Here is a 26,320-nt window from a genome sequence, read left to right on the forward strand (position 1 = left end):
CACCTCTACTTGTACGTGACCTGAGGGCACTTCTTGTCTACATCCAAAGCGCAGTTCAGTGAAAAGGCAGCCACCGGCATTGAGGGTCTTGACGACATCCTTTCCGGGGGGCTATCACGCAGCCACCTGTTCCTGTTGGAGGGTGAGCCGGGCACCGGTAAAACCACCGTCGCCCTGCATTTCTTGCAGGCGGGCGCGAAGAACGGCGAAACCACGCTGTACATCACCTTGTCCGAAACCGAGCGGGAATTGCGCCAGGGCGCCATGTCCCATGGCTGGGACCTTGACCCAAACATTCATATCTTCGAACTGACCCCGCCGGAAAGCCTGCTCAACGCCGACCACCAGCAAAGCCTGCTGTACTCCTCCGACCTGGAACTGGGCGAAGCCACACGGCAGATCTTTGAAGTGGTCGAACGCATCAAGCCCACCCGCGTGGTGGTCGACAGCCTGTCGGAGATTCGCCTGCTGGCGCAAAGCTCCCTGCGTTATCGCCGGCAAATCCTGGCGATCAAGCATTACTTTGTGCGCTACGACGCCACGGTGCTGCTGCTGGATGACCTGACCACCGAATCCCTCGACAAAACCGTGCACAGCGTGGCCCACGGGGTGATTCGTCTGGAAGAGTTGACGCCTAACTATGGCGCCGAGCGCCGCCGGGTGCGCATCGTCAAATACCGGGGTCAGAAATACCGTGGCGGTTTCCATGACTTCACCATCATGGAAGACGGCATACACGTGTTCCCGCGCCTGGTGGCGGCCGAGCATCGCGGCGGTTACGTGCGCGAGACCTTGAGCAGTGGCATACGTGAGTTGGATGCGTTGATGGGCGGCGGTGTGGAGACGGGCTCCAGCAGCCTGATCCTGGGCCCGGCCGGTACCGGTAAATCGCTGATCTCGATGATATTCGCTGCCGCTGCCGTGGCGCGCGGTGAAAAGGCCGCGCTGTTTATCTTCGACGAAGAACTGGGCCTGCTGTTTGAGCGCATGAAAAACATGGGGATCGACCTCGCCGCCCTGCAAGACACCGGCAACCTGTTGATCGAACAGGTGGACGCTGCCGAGCTGTCCCCTGGCGAGTTCTCGCATCGAGTACGCCGCTGCGTGGATGAGCGCGGGATCAAGACAGTGGTCATCGACAGCATCAACGGCTACCAGGCCGCGATGCCCGAAGAGAACGCGCTGATCCTGCATATGCACGAGCTGCTGTTGTACCTCAACCGCCGTGGGGCTGCGACGTTCATGACCGTGGCCCAACACGGGCTGGTCGGCGATATGCAGGCGCCTGTCGACATTACTTACCTGGCCGATACGGTGATCCTGCTGCGCTACTTCGAAGCGCTGGGCAAGGTGCGTCGGGCCATTTCAATCATCAAGAAACGCACGGGCTCTCATGAATCCACGATTCGCGAATACCGTATCGGCAGCCAAGGCATGACCGTCGGCGAGCCACTGGATAATTTCCAGGGTGTATTGCGCGGCATCCCCACCTACATGGGCGCCGGCTCGCCTCTGCTCAAAGAGGAGGGCTAGTGCCTGCCCTATCCCCTGTCTCCGAGCGCGCAATCGTATTGGCGCCCATGGGCCGTGACGGCTCGCTGGCGCTGATGATGCTGAACGAAGCCGGCTATCACGGCATCACGGCCGGCAACCTTGCGCAACTGTGCGAAGCACTGGAACACGGCGCCGGCCTGCTGATCATTGCGGCGGAAGCCCTGCGCGGGGTGGATCTGGAGCCGCTGTTGGAGCACTTGCACCAGCAGCCGGCCTGGTCGGACCTGCCCATCGTGCTGATGACCCATCACGGCGGCAACGAGCAGAACGGCTCCTCTCACCTGAGTGGGCTGTTGGGCAACGTGACGTTCCTGGAACGCCCCTTCCATCCCGTAACGCTGATCAGCCTGGTCAGCGCCGCGTTGCGTGGCAGGCGGCGGCAATACGAAGCACGCGACCGCCTGGTTGACTTGAGCCAAAGCGAATTGCGCCTGCAGCGCACCCTTGAAACGCTCGAGCAACAGGTGGAAGAACGTACGGCCCAACTGCGTCATAACGAAGACGCCCTGCGCCAGTCGCAGAAAATGGAGGCGGTCGGCCAGTTGACCGGCGGCATCGCCCACGACTTCAACAACATGCTCACCGGGATCATCGGCAGCCTGGAACTGCTGCGAAGGCGTGTATCGCGCGGCAAGCTGGACGACCTCGATAGCCTGATCGACCTGGGCGTTACGTCCGCCAACCGCGCTGCCAGCCTCACCCATCGACTTCTCGCCTTTTCCCGTCGCCAATCCCTCGATTCCAAGCCGGTTGAAATCAACCAACTGGTGAGTTCGATGGGCGAACTGTTGCAACGCAGCATTAACGAAAGTATTTCACTGGATATGCGCCTTGAAGAGCAATTGTGGACGGCCGAGGCCGATCCCAACCAACTCGAAAGCGCCCTGCTCAACCTCGTCATCAATGCCCGTGATGCAATGCCCAATGGCGGCCATCTGGTGGTGGAAACCACCAACCGCCATCTCGACAGTGTGTTTACCGCCGCCTACGGCACCCTCGAACCCGGCGACTATGTGGAACTGAGCGTCAGCGACAACGGCTGCGGAATTCCGGAAAACGTCATGGACCGGGTGTTTGACCCCTTCTTCACCACCAAGCCGATTGGCCAGGGCACCGGGCTCGGGCTGTCGATGATCTACGGGTTCGCCCGGCAATCCCACGGCCATGTGACGATTCACAGTGAGGTCGGCAAAGGCACGACCGTCAGCCTGTTCCTGCCGCGTTTTGTGGGTGAGATGCAGGTGGAGACCTTGGTGAACCCGGCATTGCTACCGTTTGCCAACGCGGGCGAAACCGTGTTGATCGTCGAAGACGACCCGGCCGTGAGGGTGTTGGTCAGTGCAGTATTGAAGGAGTTGGGCTACGGCTTTGTCGAAGCAGGCGACGCCAACACGGCCGTGCCGATCATCGAGTCGGATCAGCGCATCGACCTGCTGATCAGCGACGTGGGGCTGCCCGGCATGAACGGGCGGCAACTGGCGGAAATTGGCCGGCAGATACGCCCTGGCCTCAAAGTGCTGTTCATCACCGGTTATGCCGAACACGCGGCGGTGCGGGGTGGTTTCCTGGACCCGGGGATGCAGTTGATCACCAAGCCTTTCACGTTTGACCTGTTGACGGCAAAAGTTCGAGAGATGATCAGGGACTAGGGCTGCAGCGCAGCCCTTCGGTGGCTTAGGCCAGCAGGCGCTGGATATGCTCTTGAAGTGTGTCCAGATCAAACGGCTTGGCCAGGATCGGTGCATTGCGCGTGATCGGGCTGTTGCAGTCGAGAATTTCCTGCGGGTAACCGCTGATAAAGATCACTTTCAGTTCCGGACGCAGCTTGATCGCAGGCTCGGCGATCTGCACCCCGGAAATTCCGCCGGGCAGGCGGTAATCGGTGACCATCAAGTCCAGATGCGGCTTGGTCGCGAGAATTTCAAAGGCCTGCTCGCCATCAATCGCCTTCAAGACCCGATAACCCAGGCCGGCCAGGTATTCACCCAGCACAAACATAATCGATTCGTCGTCCTCGACGATCAGTACAACGTCTTGCGCATCTTCACTCATGGGAAGCCTTTGTCCGGTCAATTGCTGCAGTTACGACCATGGGGTCACGCAGAGGTTGCGTCGGGCTGACGATTGATTTCATGCCGATGCCTCAAGGGGCAGGCACACCCGGAACAAGGCGCCCTCGCCTATCTGGCTCTCGACTTCGATGGTGCCGCCATGGGCCGCCACGATCTGCTCGGAAATAAACAACCCAAGGCCCAGCCCCGCCGCGACATGGCTCGCCGAAACGCGCTCGAACTGCTGAAAAATACGCTTCTGGTTCTCTTCGCTGATGCCGATACCGCGGTCGCGCACTTCCACGCGCGCTTCACCGTGCTCGGTGTAGACGCGCACGTCCACCGGGCTCTTGGCGCCGTAGCGCAAGGCATTGGTCAGCAGGTTGGTCACCACCTGCTCGATACGGAACTCGTCCCAATTGCCCAGCACCGCGTCTTCGGCGACCAAATGCATGGAAGAGTTGGCGGCTGCCACTTGCGGGGCGAAGTTCTCCACCAGGTTGCGCACCAACTGGGTCAGGTCAAATCGCGCCGGGCGGATCGACAGTTTGCCGGTGCGAATGCGCGACACATCAAGCATGTCTTCAATCAGACGGATCAGGCTCTGGATCTGACGCTCGTCGCGGTCGACCATCGCGTGCATCTTGTCCAGCGTGAACGCCGCGGCGTTGTCGCGGGCCAGGTGCATCTTGCGCAGTTGAGTCTCAAGGATCAGGCCATTAAGGGGCGTACGCACCTCGTGGGCAACGATCGACATGAAATCATCACGCATGCGTACCGCCTGCTCCAGCTCGGCCTGAGTGGCCTGCAGGCGCGTCAGCAGCAGTTCCTGTTCGCGACGGCTGCGCTCCAGGGCTTCAACCTGCTGTTTCATGGCCTTGCTTTGGCGGTACAGGTCGACGAACACGTTGACCTTGCTCTTGACCGCATGGATATCCAGCGGTTTATGCAGGAAGTCCACGGCGCCGCTTTCATAGCCCTTGAAGGCATAGTTGAGTTCGCGGCCGGCGGCACTGACGAACACAATCGGAATGTTTTTAGTCTTTTCGGTGCCGCGCATCAGTTCGGCCAACTCGAAACCATTCATGCCGGGCATCTGCACGTCAAGAATCGCCATGGCGAACTCGTGTTCCAGCAACAGGGACAACGCCTCGTCGGCGCTCAGGGCCTTGAACACCTGACGGTCTTCACGCTTGATCAGCGCCTCAAGGGCCAGCAGGTTTTCCGGCAGATCGTCGACGATCAGCAGTTTGGCCTGGACAGTACTTAACATGGGGAATTTTCCAGGGAAGCCAGCAATGAGCCGATCTGGCTCAAGGTGAGAATATGATCAGGTGTGTGCAGGGCCAGGGCCGCCAGGGGCATCACGGCAATCCGTGCTTCCCTGGGGTCCTGGACCACGGTGGTGCCGCCCGACTGCTTGGCGTGGGCCAGCCCGCTTGCGCCGTCCTGGTTCGCGCCGGTCAACAGTATGGCGAGCAAACCTGTGCCATAGGCATCGGCGGCTGAGGCAAACAGGTAATCAATGGCGGGCCGGGAATGGTGCACGCGGTCTTCCTGGCTCAGCGACAGGCTGCGGTCGTGCTCCACCGACAGGTGATAACCGGGACCGGCGAAATACAAGGTGCCCGCTTCAATCACTTCCTTGTCCCGCGCTTCGCGTACCGGAATGCGCAAACGTCGTGCAAATACCTCCGCCAACTGGCTGCGGCGCTCATCCGGCAAATGCAGCACAGCAATCACAGGCAAGCCAAAGCCTTCGGGCAGGTCAGCGAAAATACTCAGCAACGCCTCTACACCGCCGGCAGAGGCGCCGACGACGATGGCTTCAATCCCGCGAATCGGGCTGGCTTGCGCGTCGCTCATGATTTTCGGTAGATCCGTTCCTGTTTGACCAAGGGTTCGAATTGCTTGCTGTAGGCAGAAAAATCCAGGGTTTCCTTGCTGCCCAGCACCAGGAAGCCGCGATGACACAGCGACTCATGAAACAACCCAAACGCACGATCCTGCAATTTCTTATTGAAGTAAATCAATACGTTACGGCATGAAATTAATTGAGTTTCTGAAAAGACACTGTCGGTCGCCAGGCTATGATCAGCAAAGGTCACGTTCTCGCGCAGTGTCTTGTCGAAGATCGCGTAATCGTAGGCCGCTGTGTAGTAGTCGGCAAATGAACGTTGACCTCCGGCTTGCTGATAATTGGCCGTGTAGGCGCGCACATTCTCCAGAGAGAAGATGCCTTGCTTGGCTTTATCCAGAGACGCCGGGTTGATATCGGTGGCGTAAATGATCGTGCGCTCCAACAGGCCCTCTTCGCGCAGCAGGATGGCCATGGAGTACACCTCCTCCCCGGTGCTGCACCCGGCGATCCAGATCTTGATCGACGGGTAAGTCTTGAGCAGCGGAACGACTTCCTGGCGGATGGCCAGAAAATGCGAGGGGTCGCGAAACATCTCGCTCACCGGAATCGTCAGAAATTGCAGCAACTGCATGAACGCCGCCGGGTCATGCAGCACCCGTTCCTGCAACGCCGAAATGGTCGCGCAGTCGAACTGGCGCAGCGCGTGGGCCACGCGGCGTTTGACCGATGCACCGGAGTAATCGCGAAAGTCGTAGCTGTACTTGAGGTAAATCGCCTCGATCAACAGGCGCAGCTCAATATCGCTGCTTTTATCCAAAAAACTGCGCTCCACTTAAATGCGTTCCATCTTCGGCAGCCAGACGCGAATCAGTGAAAACAGGCGATCGAGGTCGATCGGCTTGGCCAGGTAATCGTTGGAACCTGCCGCAAGGCAGCGCTCCTGATCGTCCTTCATGGCCTTGGCCGTCACCGCAATAATCGGCAGCTTTTTCCAGCGCGGGTCCTGGCGGATCAAGGCAGTGGCCTCGTAACCGTCCATCTCCGGCATCATCACGTCCATCAACACCAGATCGATATCATCGACTTCATTGAGTTTATCGATGGCTTCACGGCCGTTACGCCCGATCACCACCACGGCGCCCTTGTGCTCCAGGGCGCTGGTCAGGGCGAAAATGTTGCGCACATCGTCGTCCACCAGCAGGATTTTGCGCCCCTCGAAAACCTTGTCGCGGCTGCGTGCGGTCTTGAGCATCTTCTGGCGATCATGGGACAGCTGCGATTCCACTTTGTGCAGAAAGAGTGTGACCTCATCCAGCAGGCGCTCCGGAGAACGCGCGCCCTTGATGATGATCGAGCGCGAATACTTGCGCAGCTCGGCCTCTTCGTCGCGGGTCAGGTTGCGCCCGGTGTAGACGATCACCGGCGGGAACGAGCAGATATCCTCGGTGGCCATGCGTTTGAGCAGTTCGTTACCGAGCATGTCCGGCAGCTTGAGGTCGATGATCATGCAGTCATAGACGTTGGTGCGCAGCAGGTCGAGTGCCGCCTGGGCGTAGCCGACGTCGGTAATTTCGATGTCATCGTCGCCAATCAGGCGGGCAATGCTGTCCCGTTGCAGGTCATCGTCTTCCACCAGCAACACGCGCTTGACCTTCTGGGTCAGCTTGGCTTCCAGGCGTGCGAACACGTCCTTGAGCTCTTCGCGAGTGGTGGGTTTGACGGCATAACCGATCGCGCCCATGTGCATGGCGGCTTCGACGCGGTCTTCCACGGAAATCACATGCACCGGGATGTGGCGCGTATTGGCGTGTTCCTTGAGGCGTTGCAGCACAGTCAGCCCGGAGTGGTCCGGCAAGCGCATGTCGAGCAGGATCGCATCCGGGATGAACTCTTCGGCGAGGCCATAGCCTTCATCCGCGCCGTGGGCAACCAGGCAGTGGTAGCCCAGCTCATGCGCCAGGTCGAACAGGATACGCGCGAAATTCGGCTCGTCTTCTACCACCAGAATGCAGCGGTTGGTGAACGGCGCCTTGTCACGGTCGTCGGCAAAACGCGGGATCTGCTTGGCGTCGGCGATGGGAAGCGGCGAAATGGCGATGGGTTTGGGCGCCGGTGCGGCCACGACCTGACGCGGTTGCTCAATGGGGCCGGCATCTTCCTCGCGTTCCACATACTGTTCCGGCAATACCAGCGTGAAGGTGCTGCCCTTGCCGGGTTCACTGGTCACGCTGATATAACCGCCGAGCAACGTCGCCAGGTCGCGGGAAATCGACAGGCCCAGGCCGGTGCCGCCGTAGCGGCGGTTGGTGGTGCCGTCGGCCTGGCGGAACGCTTCGAAGATGCTTTCCTGCTGGTCCGGCGCAATGCCGATGCCGGAGTCGCGCACGGTGAAGGCAATGCCCTCCCCCGAGGCGCGTGCCACCGACAGACTGACCTCGCCCTGCTCGGTGAATTTGACCGCATTCGACAGCAGGTTCTTGAGAATCTGCTCCAGACGCTGGCGATCAGTAAACAGCATGAGCGGTGCGTCTTTGTGCACTTCAACCTGAAAGCCCAGCTTACGGTCGGCCGCCAGCGGTTCGAACATACCGCGCAGGCCGTCCACCAGGCGCGCGACGCTGGAGTTTTCCGGGCGCATCTCCAGCTTGCCGGCTTCGACCTTGGAAATATCCAGGATGTCGTTGATCAGGTTGAGCAGGTCATTGCCCGCCGAATAGATCGACTCGGCAAACTTGACCTGTTCGGCGCTGAGGTTTTCCTGCGGGTTTTCGGCCAGCAGTTTGGCCAGGATCAGCGAGCTGTTGAGCGGCGTGCGCAGCTCATGGGACATGTTGGCGAGGAATTCGGACTTGTACTTGCTGGAGCGCTGCAACTCGTCGGCGCGGTCTTCCAGTTCCAGTTGGGCCTGATTGAGCTCGACGTTCTTGCGGTCCATGGCATCGCGCTGCGCGGCGAGGGTTTCGGTCTGCTCGGCAAGTTGCTCGTTGGTTTGCTCCAGCTCAGCCTGCTGGGTTTCCAGGTGGGCCTGGGATTCCTTGAGGATGCGCGACTGTTCTTCCAGCTCTTCGTTGGCGGTCTTGAGCTCTTCCTGCTGCACTTGCAGCTCTTCGTTAAGCTGCTGGGTTTCGGCCAGCACTTCCTGCAAGCGCTGGCGATAGCGCGCGGCTTCGATGGAGGTGCCGATATTGCCGGCGATCAGTTCCAGCAGCTCCACGTCGCGCTCATCCAGGGCGCGCAGGAAGCCCAGCTCGATGACGCCGTTGACGCGGCCGTCATCGCTGGTCGGCACGACCAACACGCTGCGCGTCGCCCCTTCGCCCAGGCCAGAGCTGACCTTGAAGTAATCCACCGGCACGTCGTCCAGGCGGATCAGGCGATCAAGCTGGGCGGCCTGCCCAACGATGCCTTCATCGCTGTAGATCGACTGTTCCTGCTGTTCCTGCTCGCGGGAGAAGCCGTACGTGGCCACGCGCTTGAGGCCGCCGTGTTCTTCACGCACGTACAGCGCTGCAACGGCCGACCCCATGTATTGGGCGAAGAATTGAAGGATGTTGCGGCCGAGCATCGTCAAGGTGAGCTGCCCAAGCACCTGCTCGGCCAGTTCAGTCTGGCCATTGCGCAGCCAGGCTTGCTGCTCAAGGCGCGCTGCGATCTTCTGTTGTGACGCGAGATTTGCGCTGTAACTGTTTGAAAGCGACACAAGATTCTTACGACCGGCATACGCCAGAAAGCCGCTCAAGCCGAGCACGAATGCAAGGTATAAAGTGACGCTGAGAACGGTCGTCTTGGTGACTTCCTCATTGCGGGTGATTCGGAACTGCTGTTCCATCGCGACCGCATCGTCATATTCCTTGCGAATTTCGTCAGTCAAACGCTTGCCACGGCCCGCCTTGACCGCGCTGCGGTAATCACCCGCCTCGCGCTGCATATCAATCATCGATTGGGCGTACTTGTTCCACTCGATCTGCAACGCTTCCAGGCGCTTGAGGCGATCGACTTGCTGTGGGTTATCCGCCACCAGCTCCTGCAAATTGCGCAAATCCGCAATGATCCTCGGCTTGGCCACTTCATACGGGTCAAGGAAATGCTCATCGCCCGTAATCAGGAAACCGCGCATTCCGGTCTCCAGGTCCACCGTCAGCTTGGACGACTCATTGAGGTTATTGATGACCCGATCGGTGTGCTCCACCCACTGGATAACCGACAACAAATAGGTGATCAACACGACAAAAAACACCGCACTGAGCACGCCTACGCTCAATGGCAGGGCCACGTTACGGCTCAGGAGTTTACGGAAGCTCTTTTCATCGACGGACGAAGCGGGAGTCATGGGCGTGCCTTGGCCAGGTGCGGAAAAAGGGGGAGTTTGCCCGAATGTCGGGGGGCAGGGCTACGTTTCGGCGTCGATTTCCTCCAAAAACCTACAAGTCACGTGGTGTTCTCGCGCTGACTTACGCCGGTTTCGTCGGAACACTTACACAGTTCAAAACAGTTGCCTGAAGCGGCCACGGAACGAAGGGGCAATGTTCGGTCACTCAAAAATGCGCCTCATGAACACGGAAGCTCTTTTGGAAGGCGTCATTTTCGACCCATTCAGGTAAGCCCTATGAGCATTACTAACACTGCACGGCAGACAATAAATACCCCCCAATACTCAGGCTCTGCGGCCGCTGCGACTACGCAGGATGCAACGAACACGGTTACACCCTCTTCCTCCCAAAGTGCCGTATCACCTGTTCAGGCCCCCACCGTCAGCCATCTGCAAAAACTGCTGGCTGACCAGGGCAACCTGCGCACGTTGGCCAGCAAGCTACGAGGCGTTGATACCCGGTCCTATGGCAAGCCCGTTAACCCGGCACAGGTTGCTTTTGGCTTGAACACCAACACACTGACCCCTCAGCAGCATTCCTCCTACGCTTCGTTGCGAACGACGCCGCAGACGTTGGGCACGGTCATCACTGATCTGGGTTTTAAACTGCCGACCAACGTCGATGAAGTTGCAGCGCTGGCATTGGAGTTGGAGCTCAAGGCTTTGCCACACCCTCTGGGAAATCTCGCTGGGGCACTTTCCTGGCCGGTACCGATGTCGAACGCAGACCTGGAAAAGATGCAGGCATTTCTGCATTCCGACGAGAGCGGGATTAAAGGTCAAGCGGGTTACCTGTTTCGAGGCAGTTCGTTCGCCGCAAGCGAGCTGCGCAATCCCGCTCAGGCGCTACAAAAAATGCTCGATAACCCACGAACCCTGGCGCTGGGGCAAGCGCTGCAAAAACACATGCAGGGAGTTTCCTCGGACGCCAGCGCTTACGACTATGTATTAGCCCTGATTCAACATCAGTTCGATCCGGAGTCCTCGGCCTCACCCGAACGCAACAAAATAGCCGGATTTGATCTGCTACAGCCCGAGAATTTGGGCCTGTCGCCCTATCAGGTCGTGCAAAAACTCAGCAATCACCTTATCGCCAAAAATCGGTCAGGCCCTGTCATTGCCAATTTTGTTAATTATTTGGTATTGGCCCGCAGTGCACCGCAGTTCTTGATCAAAGACATTCCCGACAACGTGACAATCGGCAGTCTGGCCTGGGCCAACTTGTCAATTGCCGCGGCCACTGTAGAAGCTGAGCGGCCAGGGGCTGTCGCCAACATGAGCTTCGCCCAGGTCATGAGTTATTCGAAGACCACCGAAGGTCAATCGCACGCCGATGCATCGGCGCAAAGGAACGCATTGGTGGACTGGGCAGTCGCCAACGGCGTCGTCGAAAAAAGTACCGATGACACCTACAACCCTGCACAGCTCGAAACAATCAGGAAGTCGTTCAACCAGCAAACTACCGAGCGGCTTTCTGCCTCGCAGGCATTGGACAAGGCAATACCTACCCGAAAAGAATTGGCACTGGAAAAACTGAAGGAGCGATTTGGCGACTTGGGGGCGCTTTTCGAAGAAAAACTGCTGGGTACTGACCAGTATCGAGGGGAGCCGGGAGAAGTCGGGCTGGGCGGCATGCATTCACTGTTGGACATCGCGATGATGGACTTGCCGAACTCCAGGCCCTTTACGTCCAGTGACCCACGTATCCCCCTGGAAAAGCTGAACAACAACCGAACGTTTGGCGTCACGAAGGCATTCGATGAGCAGTTCGCAAGTACGATTGAAGACAAAAAAGCTGCCGTTAATACGACGGTCCGCCACCTGATCTCGCAGTTGCCACTTGAGGACAGAAAAAACTTTGAATATGGAAAAGTCAGGTTCTTCAAGGAAGGCTCTCACAAATTAGGCACCGGTTTTTGGGGTACGACACCCGGGCCTAAACAACCGCAGCTTTTAGCCAGTATTGAGCGAAACGGCGAGACATATGCCTACGAAATCAATTTCAACGACGGCACGATTAAACCCATCAAAACTCAACGGGCCAAAACCCAACAGCATTCACGGGGGGCATGGGTGGACAAAACTGAAGCGTTCAAGCCCGATGGCAGCGCTGCCAGTCTCGAGCGTGAATTCCCTTCGACTCAATCCGCCATCAACAGCTTCAGCAGCACTCGCTCCCGCGATATTGCCAACGTATTTGTCGCGCACCTGGAGCTCGACGCTCCCGAGATAAAAGAACAAGCCCGCGGGCAGACGACCCTTGACAAGCTGAACGGAGGGCCCAAACCACTGGGTGAGTTTTTGTTGAACCTGATTCCCTTCAGGTCAGCCATCGTGAACTTTCAAAAAGGCAACTACGGCGACGCGGTATTCGATCTCACGCTGGATGTGTTCGGGTTCCTTACTGCCGGCGTGGCAACCGCGGGCAAACTGATCAAGATAGGCAGCGCTGCATTATCCACCAGCGCAAAAGTGCTAAAGGGTGCCAAAGTGATTGGCGTCTCCACCATCGGTGTGCTCAACCCCGTGAGTGGCTTGGGCGATCTGGCTTTCGCAGGCGGTAGTTTACTGGGCAAGGGATTGGGGCAACTGGTGTCCAAAGGCCGCGAAGTTGTCAACAGTCTTAAGGGGGCCAGTGGTAGTTATGACCTGCTCAAGGCCGCCAGCAAAGACCATGGTCTCTTGGCGACGGGGACCTATAAGTACGGCGAACACGCTATCGAAGGGGGAGCCGTGTTTCGAGACGGCAAATGGTACGGCTATGACTCTGTCGGTAAGCGCCCATTCGGTCCTGAACTCAAGAGTTTCACTCCCAATGTAGTGGCGTTTGAAGGGGAAGTCAGAACATTCACCGACACTTGGCTTGGAAGAATGATTGGTTCGGTGCTGGCGCCTGCGGCGCCTAACCCAAACTTTCGTCGGGACTTTCAATTGGCAATGCAAAATGCCCAATCAGCGGACAGGGCCGCCTTCATACGTGGCCAGAACACTGCAAAGCCACCGGCGATCTATGGCTACTCTGCGGCGATGACACAGGATGATTTAAAGCGCCTGGCGGTAGCCGAGGTGCGCACGCCGGAAGAGCTCGGCAGCCTGGTGAGACGAATTTCGGAACTCGATGTTCTCCCTGAACGATTAAAGATGGCCCGTGAAACTGCACAAATCGTTGACCTTGATGCTTATCAAAGGGGGTACAACACGGGGAAACCCGATGCGATCAATGGTTTTTCAGAGAACTTGACCAAGTACCAGCTGGCAGAACTTGCCGTCGTCCGCGGTCGCACGCCCGAAGAGCTTGGTCAATTGGTCCGGTATATAGAAAACCGAAGAATTAACATCAGCCTGGAAAACTACAGGGTCTTCAGCAAAGAAGTCACAGCTGCGGGCGGCGAGGCCATATCACTTCCACAAGGCTTTTACCTCAGCCAAGTTGCCCTGCTGTCACAAGGTGAGTGCGCAGCCCTCTCCGCCGCATTCGCATCAGCCGTGATAACGGGCCAAGAGAAGGTCCTCATGAAAAATCTGTTCACCGCAATGGTACCGACACTAGGCCCCTCGCAAATTGCCGAGTTGCGTAAAGTTGACCCTGCCAAAGCGCTCCTTGAAGAAAACCGGGCGACAAAAGTCAATGAGTTCCGTAAGCAGTTAAACCAGTTCCAGGGCATATTGGAAAAAGATTTCCATCACTCCACGCAGTCCCGGCAACTTACCCACACCGCTATCATGACAGAACTGACCACAGCCAAGAGCTCAACAACGAGACTCATCGAGGCCCCTGGGCATGGCATTACGGCTGGCGTGGTCTTTCAGTCAGTTGATACGATTAAGGATGGCCAGGTCATTAAGACAGTTGAAAGGGAATGGTTTTATTTCGACCCTAATTTTGGCCTAGCCACATTCCCGAATGAGGCGGCAATGAAAGCGGGCCTGGAAAGCACCTTGAACTCGGGCAGAACCAAACACTTATTGCCAGACTTTGGGGTCACGCCCGGTGTACCTGAATATAAAGTTTCAACGTTTCAAAATGTGGAGCTGACAAATATCACTAAACCCGTAGGCGATATTTCGGATTTGTTTACGACCGTCTTATAACCTCCATATCCCCACCCGCCATAGCGCGACGGCCGATGCAACCATACAGTGCGGCAACATACGCTGAGGATTGCGTCGGACGATCGTGCCGGCAACGTGTGTGAATTTGACGCATTTGATAGATCGTACCCCGGCACCGCGGCCCATCGCATGAGCATTCACTCAACCGTTGCGTTATAAATCCTTTGTCACTCGGGACATTCTTCTCGTCGAAGGTCACAATGCCAGCAACCGTTCGGAACTTGCTGGCATTGCCGAGACTCATTATTGAGTGGCCTTTGCCCACCGCGTCCCTCCCCTATTTTTCAGGAATGTTCTCTATGCCCTCCGCCACCTCCACCATCCTTGTAGTCGAAGACGACGCCATCGTGCGCATGCTGATCGTCGATGTACTCGAAGAACTGGAGTTCACGGTGGTTGAAGCAGCAGACGCCGAAGAAGCCTTGAAAATCTTCGAAAATACAGACCAGGTGATCGACCTGATGATGACCGACGTCGGCCTGCCAGACATGGACGGCAAGCAACTGGCGACCAAAGTGCGTGAACTGCGCCCCGCCCTGCCTATCCTCTTCGCCAGCGGCTATGCCGAAAACATCGACGTGCCACCCGGCATGCAGGTCATCGGCAAACCCTTCTCCATTGACCAACTGCGCGACAAGGTCAAATCCATGCTGCCCGCCGTTTAAAAAAGCGTGATGCCCCACCCACGAACCGACTAATTCTTCCGGATGGCTAGCGTGTCTCGATTTAACTGCTAGTTTCAAACGACATGTCCTACACGAATTAGTGAAAAAGGACAGCCCGACAGCTCGCCAATCGGGTCGTTTCCAGGGAATTGGGGAACTCGTATGTTCAGGTCATCGCACACGCCGGCATTCATGCTGGTCGCACTGGTATTGCCCGGGTTTTCTGCACAGGCCGATAACGCCGAGACCGCGAACAAGAGCAATAACCCGCTCAACCTCGCGCCGGGTGCCAACCTGCAGGACTATTACACGCCTCGTCTTTACGACACAGACGCCCATACCAACGACCTGTTGCTGCGTGGCACGTTGCCCATCGCACCGTCAGACTTTATCGGGGTGCCGCAATTACTGCGCGCCACCCTGCCCCTCAGCACTCGCCCCGATCCCCACAGCGGCTACAGCACCGGCATCGGCGACCTGAACCTGTTCGACATTTTCCTGCTCAAGACCGAAGGCGTGCAGCTGGGCATCGGCCCGCAAATCACCGCGCCGACCGCTGCACGGGACGAGTTGGGCACCGGCAAATGGCAGGCCGGGCTTGCCGCGATTGCCATCGACGCCTCGCCCCGCGGCTTGCTGGGCGCACTGGTGCAATACCAAAGCTCGTTTGCCGGCGACCGCGACCGCGCGCACGTGGAAAGTGCGACCTTCCAGCCGTTTATTATTCATAACCTGCCCAAGGGCTGGTACTTACGCTCCACCGGCACCTGGACCTTCGATTTGAAAAACGACACCCACTACATTCCCATCGGGCTGGGTGCGGGCAAAGCCTGGAAAGCCGGCAGCAATATCATCAACGCCTTTGTCGAGCCGCAGTGGACAGTGGCGCGCAAAGGCGATGGTTTGCCTCAGTTCACGTTGTTTGCAGGGATTAACGTGACGTTCGGCAAATAAAAATGGAAACTCGGCGCTTTGATTCCCACGCCCGTTTAAACGAACTCAGGAAGGACGCAACAACATGATTGGAAAACCGACGCGCCTGCTGTTGGCGAGCCTCTCGATACTCATGAGCACTGGCGCCTGGGCCGACTTCACGGCAACCCCCGCCGAAGCCCGCGCCATTGCCAAGGAAGCCTACCTGTACGGTTATCCGGTAGTGGCGATGTACAAGACGCTTTACACCCAGGCCGTCGACAAGGGCGGCGCCAACTTCAAGGCGCCGTTCAACCATATCGGTAACACGGCGCAAGTATTCACCCCCAAGGACACGGCTTTCGTAACCCCCAATTCGGACACACCGTACTCGTTCGTGTGGATGGACCTGCGCAAAGAGCCCTTGGTGCTGACCCTGCCCAAAATTGAAGACAACCGTTACTACTCCGTGCAGTTGATCGACCTCTATACGCAGAACATTGCTTACCTGGGCACGCGCAGCACCGGCAACAATGGCGGCCACTACATGATCGCCGGGCCTGACTGGAAAGGTCAGCAGCCGGTGGACATCGACCGCGTGGTCTACAGCGAAAGCAATATCGCCTACGCGCTGTACCGCACGCAGCTGTTTGACGAGAAGGACCTGGGCAGAGTCAAACAGATCCAGAGCGGTTATAAAGTGCAGTCGCTGAGCAACTACGTGAAGCAACCGGCACCGGCCAAAGTGCCGAAGATCGAATGGCCCAAGCCTATGGCCACCATGACCGAAGGCCCGCAGTTGTTTCGCTACCTGAACTTCATGCTGAGCTTCGCCGCGCCTCAGGACAGTGAAAAAGACCTGATGGCGCGCTTTGCCAAAATCGGCATCGCCCCCGGCGCACCGTTCAAGGTCAAGGAGCTGACGGCTGAGCAACGCAAAGCGTTGGAAGACGGCATCGCCGACGCCCGGGCTGAATTCGCCGCCTTCAAAAAAGACAAGATCGACACCCACCAAGTGACCAGCGGCGACCTGTTCGGCAGCCGCGACCGTCTGAAAAACAATTACCTGTACCGCTATGCCGGTGCCGACCTGGGCATTTTCGGCAACTCCACCGATGAAGCGATTTACCTGAGCTACTACGTCGACAGCGAAGGCAAACCGGCCAACGGCGCGCGCCACAGCTACACCGTGCATTTCGCCAAAGACCAACTGCCGCCAGCCGATGCCTTCTGGTCGCTGACCATGTACGACGCCAAGACCAAGCTTTTGGCACCTAACCTGAAGAAACGCTACCTGATCAATTCGCGGATGCTCCCAAACCTCAAGCTCGACGCCGACGGCGGCTTGACCCTGGCGTTACAGCACCACGAGCCGCCGAGAGCCGAACAGAGCAACTGGTTGCCGGCGCCACCCGGCCCGTTCTATGCCGTACTGCGTATTTACCTGCCCAAGCCTGAGGTGGGTAATGGTCAATGGAAACTGCCACCGTTGACGCCGCTTAAGTAACACCACGCGCCCGCTCGCAAGGGTGGGCGCGTCACCCAGGATTTCAGGCCGCTACAAGGATGAGTGACGCCATGATTTCACGTGTTCGATCGCATGGGTTTTGCGCTGCGGGCTTTCTCGCCAGCTGCGCTGTGTCAGCCGCCAACCTGCCGGAGCTGGGCAGCACCACGGCGCCCTCGAAAGCCGACCCCGAAACTTGCCACCGCCTGCAACAAGACTTCGATATCGACCTGAAACAGGTGGTCAAGGCCGGTTGCGACCCGTCAACCGAGCAAATCGCCAAGCTGATGGACAACCCGGTGGGCAACCTGGTGTTGCTGTTCAATCAGTTTGACTACAGCGCCCTCAAAGGCCCCCACAGCAACGGCACACGTTACCTGGGCAAATACAGTTTCATGCCGACCTTCCCGATTTCCCTCGGGGAAGACTGGAACCTGATCAACCGTATTCCAGTGAGCTACGTCAGCGCGCCAGTCAACCAGAAAGCGGGCGACCTGGTGGGTATGAGCCCCTACGGCGTGCTGACCGACCGTGACTTCCCGGCTGTTCTCAACGATCCATTTGATCGCACCTCAGGCTTTGGCGACCTGGCGTATGTCGGCGTGTTTTCACCCAAACAACCGGTGCGCTTTGCCAACGGTGGCAAGATGGTCTGGGGCTTCGGCCCGACCGCCATGTTTCCCACCGCTGAAAAAGACGTGCTCGGCACCGGCAAGTATTCCCTTGGCCCGGCCTTCGTCGCCGCCTACCTCGGCGAAGACTGGACCCTCGGCGCTTTCCCCCAGCACTGGTGGTCAGTGGGCGGTGACGCAAAGCGCAAGGACGTCAGCCTGACCAACATCCAATACTTCATCCAGCGCTCGATCCCCGGCCCCGGTCAATGGCGGGTGGGCATGACGCCCAATATCACCGTCAACTGGAAGGCCGACGGCGGCAACCGGGTCAACTTCCCCATCGGCCTGGGTGCCGGGCGCATCGTCAATTTCGGCAAGCTGCCGGTGCGCATCTCCGGCGAAGTGCAGTATTCGGTGATTCACGCCGACGATTTGATCAGCAGCCGCTGGAACTTTCGCCTGTCGTTTATCCCGGTGATCCCCACTTTCATGCTGTGAACGAGGTGCGCCATGTCGCGTTTTCATCGCACACGAACGTTATTGATCTGCCTGGCATTGACTGCCAACGCCGCCTGGGCTGAAGAGATGGACCCCAAGGCCCTCGCTGCCCTGGACCAGATGGGCGCCTACCTGCGCAGCTTGCAGCAGTTTCGCATCGAGGCCGACAGCCGCACCGACCAGGTGCTGGAGAATGGCCAGGTTGTCGAGTTCAGCCATCGAGCGCACTTGGTGGCGCGCCAGCCCGACAAATTGCAGGTCTCGCTTGAGAGTGACGGCAAGCGCCGCAGCCTGTTCTACAACGGCAAAAGCTTCACGCTGTATGATAGCCGCAGCGGCTACTTTGCCAACCAGGCCGCCCCGGCTGATATCGGCAGTTTGCTTGACCAGTTGAGCGAACGCTACGGCATCGAACTGCCACTGGCGGACCTGTTCCGCTGGCACCCGGGCACGGCCAAAGACGTCGGCATCAGCAGCGCGTTGCTGATCGGCGACGAAACCATCAATGCCACCGCGTGCACACACTACGCCTTCCGCCAGCCCGATATCGACTGGCAGCTCTGGGTTCGCCAGGGACCGCGCCCTTTACCCTGCCGCGTGGTGATCAGCCGCCGCGACACCCCGGAACTCCCCCGCCACAGCGTCAACTATCACTGGCAGTTCAACGGCACGATCAACCCCAAGGACTTTGAGTTCGTTCCGCCCGCCGGCGCGCGCTCGGTACCCCTCCAACAGCTGGAGCCACAGGGAGAGCAGCCATGAAGGCCACGGCGAGCGTGCTGACGGCAAGTCTGCTGCTGAGTCTGTTAGACCCTTTGGTCGCCCAGGCCTGGCAAATGCGCGGCGGTGGCGGCGCGCGGACCTTTGTCGTGCCGCATGGCGGTGGCGGGTTCCATCCGCCGCCCATGCCGCCACGCCCCACACCTGCGCCCAGACCATTGCCGCCGCATCCTGAGCCTCACCCGCAACCGGGGCCGCAGCCACACCCGTACCCGGCGCCAGGACCACACCCTGGCCCTCCGCCAGGGCCGCATCCTTACCCGATGCCGCCTCCACCGCCGCCACCCCCTCCCCCACACCCGGATGACTGGTATCACCCGTGGGCGGCCGCTGCCGTGGTCGGCACCACCACCGCGACGATCCTGGCCGTCGGCACCCAGGTCAGCGCGGTGCCGCCCGAATGCGTGTCGGTAATCGCCAATGGCGTGGCCTACCAGCATTGCGGGCCCACCTGGTACCAACCGCGTTACGTCGGCAGTTCCGTGCAATACATCGTGGTCGCCGCGCCCTGGTGACCCACTGACTCAAGGACGATTGGCATGACAGCACTCAACGATTTGAAGGCCTTGCAAGCCAGCATGGCGGAAAGCGTTCTGGGTCAGGACCAAGTGATCCGCCAGATTCTCGTGGGCCTGCTGGCCAACGGGCACCTGTTGCTCGAAAGCTTGCCGGGGTTGGCCAAGACCCGCACGGTCAAGGCCCTGGCGCGGCACCTGGACGCCAAGATGAGTCGCATCCAGTTCACCCCCGACCTGTTGCCCTCGGACATCACCGGCGCCGAAGTGCTGCACCAGGTCGATGGCCAGAACCAGATCCGCTTCCAGCCCGGCCCGCTGTTCGGCAACCTGATCCTCGCCGATGAAATCAACCGCGCGCCGGCCAAGGTCCAGGCGGCGTTGCTGGAAGCCATGGAAGAACGGCAAATCACTGTCGCCGGCGCCAGCCACCCGCTGCCCGAGCTGTTTATCGTGGTCGCCACGCAAAACCCCATCGAACAGGAAGGCACTTACCCGCTGCCCGAAGCGCAGATGGACCGCTTTGTGATGAAGCTGCTGCTGGACTACCCCAGTGCCGAGAATGAAAGCCAGGTGTTACGCCTGTTGCGCGAAGAGGAACAGGCCACTGCCAGCATGGCCATTCAGGGTTTTACCCTGACGCAAGAGGTGATCTTCGCCGCGCGCAGGGAAGTCAGTGCGATTCCAGTCTCCCCGGCCATCGACCGTTACCTGATCGACCTGGTCAACGCCACCCGCCATCCCGCCGATTACGACCCCGACCTCGCGCGCTGGATCGGCCTCGGCGCCAGCCCGCGTGGCGGCATCGGCCTGGACCGTTGCGCGCGGGCGGACGCATGGTTGCAGGGCCAGGCCTTTGTCACCCCGGACAATGTGCACGCGATCGTTCACCCCGTGCTGCGCCATCGGCTGCAACTGAGCTACGACGCCGTCGCGGATAACGTTACGGCCGATCAGGTGCTTGACCGCCTGCTGAGTAAAGTGGCGATTCCCGCATGAACGACGACGGCTTCGTCTACGTCAGCCTGGCGCAATTAATGGCCTTGCAGTTCCAGGCGCGTGACCTGAGTTTTGTCGCGCGCCAGCCTCAGGGCAGCATCCTCGCAGGCAACCATGCCTCACGATTGCGCGGGCGCGGGCTGAATTTCGATGAATTGCGGCGCTACCAGCCGGGTGATGACTTGCGTCACCTGGACTGGCGCGCCTCCTTGCGCACCGGCAAACCGGTGGTGCGCACCTTCACCGAGGAGCGCGACCGCCCGGCGCTGATCGTGGTGGACCAGCGCATGTCGATGTTTTTCGGATCCGTGCGCAGCTTCAAGTCAGCCATTGCCGCCGAACTGGGCGCACTGACGGCGTGGATGGTGTTCAACGCCGGTGACCGGGTCGGTGGCCTCGTGTTCAACGACACTCGCATCGACAGTGTGGCGCCGTTGCGCAGTCGCAAACGTGTGGAAGCGTTATGCAGCCGCATCGCCCAGCAAAACAGCGAGTTGAGCGCCACCCAACCAGACGGCGAAGGCGACAGCCAGCTGGACAAGGTGTTGCAGCAGTGCGTTGCACTGGCCGGCCATGATCATCTGATCTGCCTGATCAGCGACTTTGCCGGTGCAAGCGCGCGTACGTTGCAACTGTTGCAGCAGCTGTCTGCGCACAACGACGTGGTCGCGCTGCAGGTGTATGACCCCTTGGCGCTCAACGTGCCCAGTAGCGGCCAATTACTGGTGACGCAGGGCCAGTTGCAAGTCGAGCTGGCGGTGAGCAAACGCCAGGTGCGCCAGCCGCTGGGGGATTTTCTCGGGGGGCGCATCAAGGACGTCGCCAGCCTGTTGCGACGCAGCCAGGTGCCGCTGTTGATGATCAGCACCGCGCTGCCTGCGGCTGACCAGTTACGCAGCGAATTGGGGAGGCGCCGGTGAAGACGCAGGTGCCGAGCATCGAACAACTGCAGGAGTTGGGTTTGCCTGCGCCGGTCAGCTATTGGCCGCAGACCTGGGGCTGGGCGGTGTTGCTGGGTGTGGTGGTGCTGGCCTTGTTGATAGTTGCCGCGCGTAAAGGGTTGCGTTGGCGGCGTGATGCCTATCGGCGCGAAGCCTTGGCGCAGTTAAAAGCACTGGAGGACATGCGCGAGCTGCCGGCGCTGCTCAAACGTGTTGCGCTGTCGATGCCACTGGCAGACGAGGAACACCAACGCGTTCCCACCCTCAGCGGCGCCGAGTGGCAGGCGTTTTTGCAGTGCCATGCCGGTACACCGGTGCCCGCAGACCTGAGCCTGACACTCGCCAGGCTCGCCTATGGCGCGCCCTTGCCCGCCGAGCAACACGCGCAATTACTGGCCCAGTGCAAGGCCTGGGTGGAGAACCACCATGTGGCAGCTTGATTACCCCTGGCTGCTCGCGCTGCTGCCGCTGCCGTGGCTGGCGTATCGCTATTTGCCGCCCTACAGCGAAGCACGCAGCGCCGTGCGGGTGCCGTTCTTTGACGGCATGAGCCAGGCGGTTGGCGGGGCGCCCTCGGTCAGCGGTGTGCGCAACAATCGCAGCCAACGAGTGCTCAACCTGCTGGTCTGGGCGCTGCTGGTGCTGGCCATCGCGCGGCCGGTGTGGGTTGAAAAGCCCATCGAACGCCAGCAGCCGGTGCGCGACCTGATGCTCGCCATCGATATCTCCCAGTCGATGGAGACCCAGGACTTCACCGACGCCAACGGCCAGAAGATCGATCGCCTGGCCGCCGTCAAAGGCGTGGTCCACGACTTCATTCAACGCCGCAAGGACGACCGCATCGGCCTGATCCTGTTCGGCAGCGGCGCCTATCCCCAGGCGCCGTTGACCCTGGACCACGCGAGCCTGTCCTTACTGCTGGACGACAGCGGCATCGGCATGGCGGGGCCCAATACGGCCATCGGTGATGCCATCGGCCTGGGCCTCAAATTGCTCGATCAGGCCCATGAGCCGGAGAAAGTGCTGATCCTGCTCACCGAGGGCAACGACACCAGCAGCGCAATCACCCCGGACCACGCGGCCGAGATGGCGGCAGCCAAGGGCGTGGTCATCCATACCATCGGCATTGGTGACCCGCAGGCAACCGGGGAAGCCAAGGTCAATCTCGGTTCCTTACAGGAGATTGCCACCACGACCGGAGGCCGTTATTTCCGTGCCGAAGACCGCGACAGCCTGAGCCAGGTCTACGCCACACTCGACAAGATCACGCCGCATCAGGTGAAAACCCTGAGCCATCAGCCCAAGCGCGACCTGTTCTGGTGGCCGTTGTGCGCGGCCCTTGGTGTGCTTGCGCTGTATCACGTGATCGCCGCGCTGTGGCCGCACCGCTTCAAACGGGAGGCGGCCAATGGACTTCACTGACTTTCACTTCCTGCGGCCTGCGTGGCTGTTATTCGTCGTGCTCGGCGCGCTGTTGCCGATGGCCTGGCACCGCAGCCGCGACTTGCAGCGACGCCTGCGCGGCACTATTGCCCCGCACCTGTTGCCGCATCTGCTGCTCACACCCACCGACCCGCACCGACTGCGCCCGGTGCATCTGGGCAGTGCGTTGCTGGTGATCGGCGCAGTGGCGGCAGCCGGGCCGACGTGGGAGCAGGATCGCCCCGACTTCCTGGAAAATCGCGCACCCTTGATCATCGCCGTCGACCTCTCGCCGTCGATGGACACCGCCGACGTACCGCCGACCCGCCTGACCGCCGCCAAACAGAAGCTGCATGACCTGATCCAGCGCCGTAAAGGCGCACGCACTGCCCTGCTGGTGTATGCCGGCAGCGCCCATTTGGTATTGCCGCCGACGGATGATCCGGCGTTGCTCGATACCTTTATCCAGGCCCTCGGCACTGACTTGATCACCAGACCAGGCAAGGATGTCGCCGGCGTGATCGACCAGGCCAAGCGCTTGCTGGACGGCACCCCCGGCACCTTGCTGCTGATCACCGACGGTGCCGATGTAGCGCAATTACCCGCCCTCAAACAGCATCTGGCAGACAGCCCTTTGCAAGTGTTGGTGCTGGCCCTCGGCGGCAACCCAACGCTCAGGCAATTGGCCTCGGCGACCGACGCCCGGTTGGGTAGCCTGACCCTTAATGACGATGACCTGGACTGGATCGAGCTTCACGCTCAGCAGCACTTCCAGAACGCCGATGAACAGCAGCGCCTGTTGCAATGGAAAGACGCCGGTTACTGGCTGTGCTGGCCGTTGCTGATACTCGCACTGGTCAGTGTGCGGCGTGGCTGGAGTTTGAACTGGATGGCCCTGTTGCTGCTCGGTGTATTGCTTGAGCCGATGCAAGCCGAGGCCAACCCGTTTATGACGCCGGACCAGCAGGGTCGCTGGGCCTTCGAGCATCATCACTACCCCGAGGCGGCAGCGCTGTTTGTCGACCCTTACTGGAAAGGCATCGCCGCCTACAACGCTGCCGACTACGCGCTGGCCGAGGCCACCTTCACGGCGCTCGACAGCGCGCAGGCGGCGTTCTACCTGGGGAATATCCATGTGCGTCGTTTCAAGTTCGATGACGCTATCGCGGCCTATCAGCGCGCCCTGCAACTGCAACCTGTATTCCCCGAGGCCAGCGCCAACCTGGCCCTGGCGCTCGCCTTGAAAAAGGACACTGAAAGCGCGGCGAACAACACCCCCGAGGTCAAACCCGATGAGATCAAATTCGACAAGGCGCCGGGCAAGGGCCAGAGCAAAGCGATCCAGACCCAACAAGCGAACAGTGATGCCCTGTGGTTGCAGAACCTGACCACATCGCCGGCGAACTTCCTGAAACGCAAATTCAGTCTGCAGGATCAGGAGGCACAGCGATGAACCGTTACTGTGGGGTGCTGCTGTTTCTGGCCGGGCCGTTATGGGCCGCCGAACCGCAACTGAAGGTGCAGGCGCAGTTGCTGCCCGGCGCTTCGGTGGTGGTCGGCGAGCAGTTGCAGGTGCAAGTGAACGTGTTGACCGACACCTGGTTTACCAGCGGTGCCACGCTTCCCGTGCTGAAACTGCCCGGCGCGCGGGTCCAGCCACCGAGTGGCGAAGCCGAGCACACCACACAGGTTATCGACGGCAAAACCTTCTACGGCATGCGTTATGCCTACCGCATCACGCCCATTGCAGCGCAGCGCTTCACAGTACCGGTATTGACCGTCAGCGCCCAGCCGGGTCAGGCCAGTGCGCCTTTGAGTGCGCAGAGCACGCCATTGTCATTCGAGGCGACCCAGCCGCCGGGTTTCGCCCCCGGCGAGCCGGTACTGGTCTCCAGCGGCCTGCGATTGGATCAGGTCCTTGACGCCACAGACCTCAAGGTGGGCGACAGCCTGACACGTACGCTGACCCTGCAAGCTGACGATACCCCGGCGCTGTCGCTGCCAGCGCCGACCGCGGTCGCCATCAGCGGCCTGCGCCTGTACCCGCAAACGCCGAGCCTGCGTAACCTGGATGACGGGCGTGGCGCTGTCACCGGTGGTGAGCGCATCGACCGGCTGGTCTATCGCGTTGAACAGGGCGGGCATTTCACCCTGCCTGCGGTGAGCGTGAAGTGGTGGGACAGCCGCAACCATCGCCTGCAAACCACTCAAGTGCCGGCGCTCAAGGTCGAGGCTCATGCTGCCAGCGCCTACACGCCGACTTTCTCCATCGCCGATGACCTCAAGGCCCTCGGGCAACACACTCGCCTGCCGTTCTCGCGGCATTTGTTTGCCTGGATCGCTGCCATCGCGGTGTTGATTCTGGCGGTCTATCTGATCCACGCGCTGTGGCCGCGTCTGTCGTATGTGTGGCGAAAAGTGTGGCCAGCATTGCGCTGGGCGTGTCGTCAACTACGCTTGCTTCCACTGAACCCTCGTCACGAAAAGGACTTCCCATGACGTCGCTGCGTTCTGCCTTACCCCTACTGTTGTTCCTCACACTGCCCGCTCTTGCGGCCGACCCGCTGCCTTCATGGAACGAAGGCCCGAGCAAAAAACAGATCATCGAATTCGTCCAGGCCGTGACGACTGAAGGCTCCAAAGACTACGTCAAGCCTGCCGAGCGCATCGCCGTGTTCGACAACGACGGCACCCTCTGGACCGAGCAACCGGCCTACTTCGAAGTGCTGTTCGCCTTCGATGAAGTCAAACGCCTCGCGCCGCAACATCCCGAGTGGAAAACCACTCAGCCGTTCCAGGCCATCCTGGAAGGTGACCACCAGGCACTCGCCGCCTCGGGTATGCAGGGTTTACTGAAAATCATCGGCGCCACCCACACCGGGCTCACTACCCAAGCCTTTATCGACAACGCCAAAAACTGGCTGAAACAGGCCCGTCACCCGAAAACCGGCAAGCCCTACAACCAGATGATCTACCAGCCCATGCTGGAAATGCTCGACTACCTGCGCGGCCAGCAATTCAAGACCTACATTGTTTCCGGCGGTGATACCGCGTTCATGCGCGCCTTTGCCGAAGAGGTCTATGGCGTGCCGCCGGAGCAGGTCATCGGCTCGAACTTCGTCACCCAATTTCAGCTCAAGGACGGCCAGCCGCAAGTGCTGCGCACCGCCAAACTGGCGCATAACGACGACGGCCCGGGCAAGCCGGAAAGCATCGACGCAATCATCGGTCGCCGGCCCATCCTGGCCTTCGGCAACTCCGATGGCGACCTGCAAATGCTGCAGTGGACCGCCGCCGGTCCCGGCAAGCGCCTGATGGGTCTGGTGCACCACACCGACGCCACGCGCGAATGGGCCTATGACCGTAATTCTCAGGTAGGGCGCCTGGACAAGGCGCTGGACCTGGCCAAAACACAGGCCTGGACCGTGGTCGACATGGCGAGCGAATGGCGCCGTATCTACCCCTTCGATCCAGCTGTGCAAGCGAAGGTGCAATAAGAAAACGTCACGACGGACTGTA

General features: G+C 59.9%; 21 protein-coding genes. 16 read left to right on the plus strand and 5 right to left on the minus strand.

Features of this window, described 5'->3' with window-relative positions; all coding sequences use genetic code 11:
- Positions 1-33 precede the first annotated feature (33 nt).
- Both BFW87_RS25895 and BFW87_RS25900 read left to right on the plus strand, forming a co-directional pair.
- Positions 34-1,533, plus strand: coding sequence for an ATPase domain-containing protein (locus tag BFW87_RS25895; RefSeq protein ID WP_078742545.1), 1,500 nt, complete (start codon positions 34-36; stop codon positions 1,531-1,533).
- The gene (locus tag BFW87_RS25900) at positions 1,533-3,203 is read left to right on the plus strand and encodes an ATP-binding protein (RefSeq protein ID WP_078742546.1); all 1,671 of its coding nucleotides are present in this window, start codon (positions 1,533-1,535) and stop codon (positions 3,201-3,203) included. The genes BFW87_RS25895 and BFW87_RS25900 overlap by 1 nt, the downstream gene beginning before the upstream one ends.
- A 25-nt stretch (positions 3,204-3,228) precedes the next feature.
- On the opposite strand, the gene BFW87_RS25905 is transcribed toward BFW87_RS25900, so the two are convergent.
- From BFW87_RS25905 to BFW87_RS25925, 5 genes are all read right to left on the minus strand, one after another.
- Positions 3,229-3,606 carry a response regulator gene (locus BFW87_RS25905; RefSeq protein WP_003217591.1) on the minus strand — a complete coding sequence of 126 codons (378 nt, stop codon included), beginning with the start codon at positions 3,604-3,606 and terminating at the stop codon, positions 3,229-3,231.
- 78 nt (positions 3,607-3,684) lie between these two features.
- Complete coding sequence (locus BFW87_RS25910) at positions 3,685-4,878, minus strand: hybrid sensor histidine kinase/response regulator (RefSeq protein WP_078742547.1); 1,194 nt, start codon at positions 4,876-4,878, stop codon at positions 3,685-3,687.
- Positions 4,872-5,471 carry a chemotaxis protein CheB gene (locus BFW87_RS25915; protein ID WP_078742548.1) on the minus strand — a complete coding sequence of 200 codons (600 nt, stop codon included), beginning with the start codon at positions 5,469-5,471 and terminating at the stop codon, positions 4,872-4,874. The genes BFW87_RS25910 and BFW87_RS25915 overlap by 7 nt, the downstream gene beginning before the upstream one ends.
- Complete coding sequence (locus BFW87_RS25920) at positions 5,468-6,298, minus strand: CheR family methyltransferase (RefSeq protein WP_016974439.1); 831 nt, start codon at positions 6,296-6,298, stop codon at positions 5,468-5,470. The genes BFW87_RS25915 and BFW87_RS25920 overlap by 4 nt, the downstream gene beginning before the upstream one ends.
- Positions 6,299-9,796: a response regulator gene (locus BFW87_RS25925; RefSeq protein ID WP_078742549.1), complete on the minus strand. Its 3,498-nt coding sequence runs from the start codon at positions 9,794-9,796 to the stop codon at positions 6,299-6,301. It lies immediately after the preceding gene.
- 276 nt (positions 9,797-10,072) lie between these two features.
- On the opposite strand from BFW87_RS25925, the gene BFW87_RS25930 reads away from it, so the two are divergent.
- The 14 genes from BFW87_RS25930 (at position 10,073) to BFW87_RS25995 (ending at position 26,298) form a co-directional block, all read left to right on the plus strand.
- Complete coding sequence (locus tag BFW87_RS25930; RefSeq protein ID WP_078742550.1) at positions 10,073-13,927, plus strand: hypothetical protein; 3,855 nt, start codon at positions 10,073-10,075, stop codon at positions 13,925-13,927.
- Positions 13,928-14,247: 320 nt separating this feature from the next.
- Complete coding sequence (locus BFW87_RS25935; protein WP_078742551.1) at positions 14,248-14,613, plus strand: response regulator; 366 nt, start codon at positions 14,248-14,250, stop codon at positions 14,611-14,613.
- 192 nt (positions 14,614-14,805) lie between these two features.
- Complete coding sequence (locus BFW87_RS25940; protein WP_139372512.1) at positions 14,806-15,567, plus strand: hypothetical protein; 762 nt, start codon at positions 14,806-14,808, stop codon at positions 15,565-15,567.
- A 64-nt stretch (positions 15,568-15,631) separates the two neighbouring features.
- Positions 15,632-17,032: a DUF1254 domain-containing protein gene (locus BFW87_RS25945; RefSeq protein WP_078742553.1), complete on the plus strand. Its 1,401-nt coding sequence runs from the start codon at positions 15,632-15,634 to the stop codon at positions 17,030-17,032.
- Between the two features lie 71 nt (positions 17,033-17,103).
- On the plus strand, positions 17,104-18,144 hold the full coding sequence (locus BFW87_RS25950; RefSeq protein ID WP_139372508.1) for a transporter: 1,041 nt from the start codon (positions 17,104-17,106) through the stop codon (positions 18,142-18,144).
- Between the two features lie 12 nt (positions 18,145-18,156).
- On the plus strand, positions 18,157-18,906 hold the full coding sequence (locus BFW87_RS25955) for a DUF2092 domain-containing protein (RefSeq protein ID WP_078742554.1): 750 nt from the start codon (positions 18,157-18,159) through the stop codon (positions 18,904-18,906).
- On the plus strand, positions 18,903-19,439 hold the full coding sequence (locus BFW87_RS25960) for a hypothetical protein (RefSeq protein WP_078742555.1): 537 nt from the start codon (positions 18,903-18,905) through the stop codon (positions 19,437-19,439). The genes BFW87_RS25955 and BFW87_RS25960 overlap by 4 nt, the downstream gene beginning before the upstream one ends.
- Positions 19,440-19,463: 24 nt before the next feature.
- Entirely contained in the window at positions 19,464-20,438 is a 975-nt protein-coding gene (locus BFW87_RS25965; protein ID WP_078742556.1) for an AAA family ATPase, read from the plus strand.
- Positions 20,435-21,358 (plus strand): DUF58 domain-containing protein, encoded by a 924-nt coding sequence (locus BFW87_RS25970; RefSeq protein WP_078742557.1) that lies wholly within the window; start codon positions 20,435-20,437, stop codon positions 21,356-21,358. The genes BFW87_RS25965 and BFW87_RS25970 overlap by 4 nt, the downstream gene beginning before the upstream one ends.
- Positions 21,355-21,819 carry a DUF4381 domain-containing protein gene (locus tag BFW87_RS25975; protein WP_078742558.1) on the plus strand — a complete coding sequence of 155 codons (465 nt, stop codon included), beginning with the start codon at positions 21,355-21,357 and terminating at the stop codon, positions 21,817-21,819. Before BFW87_RS25970 ends, BFW87_RS25975 begins: the two co-directional genes overlap by 4 nt.
- The gene (locus BFW87_RS25980; RefSeq protein WP_078742559.1) at positions 21,806-22,801 is read left to right on the plus strand and encodes a vWA domain-containing protein; all 996 of its coding nucleotides are present in this window, start codon (positions 21,806-21,808) and stop codon (positions 22,799-22,801) included. The genes BFW87_RS25975 and BFW87_RS25980 overlap by 14 nt, the downstream gene beginning before the upstream one ends.
- A complete protein-coding gene (locus tag BFW87_RS25985; RefSeq protein WP_078742560.1) occupies positions 22,788-24,254 on the plus strand; it encodes a VWA domain-containing protein in 1,467 nt (488 codons plus the stop codon). The genes BFW87_RS25980 and BFW87_RS25985 overlap by 14 nt, the downstream gene beginning before the upstream one ends.
- A complete protein-coding gene (locus tag BFW87_RS25990) occupies positions 24,251-25,300 on the plus strand; it encodes a BatD family protein (RefSeq protein WP_078742561.1) in 1,050 nt (349 codons plus the stop codon). The genes BFW87_RS25985 and BFW87_RS25990 overlap by 4 nt, the downstream gene beginning before the upstream one ends.
- Positions 25,297-26,298: an HAD family hydrolase gene (locus BFW87_RS25995; protein ID WP_078742562.1), complete on the plus strand. Its 1,002-nt coding sequence runs from the start codon at positions 25,297-25,299 to the stop codon at positions 26,296-26,298. Before BFW87_RS25990 ends, BFW87_RS25995 begins: the two co-directional genes overlap by 4 nt.
- Positions 26,299-26,320 lie beyond the last annotated feature (22 nt).

The organism is Pseudomonas fluorescens (genome assembly GCF_002022275.1).
Lineage (GTDB): Bacteria > Pseudomonadota > Gammaproteobacteria > Pseudomonadales > Pseudomonadaceae > Aquipseudomonas > Aquipseudomonas fluorescens_AJ.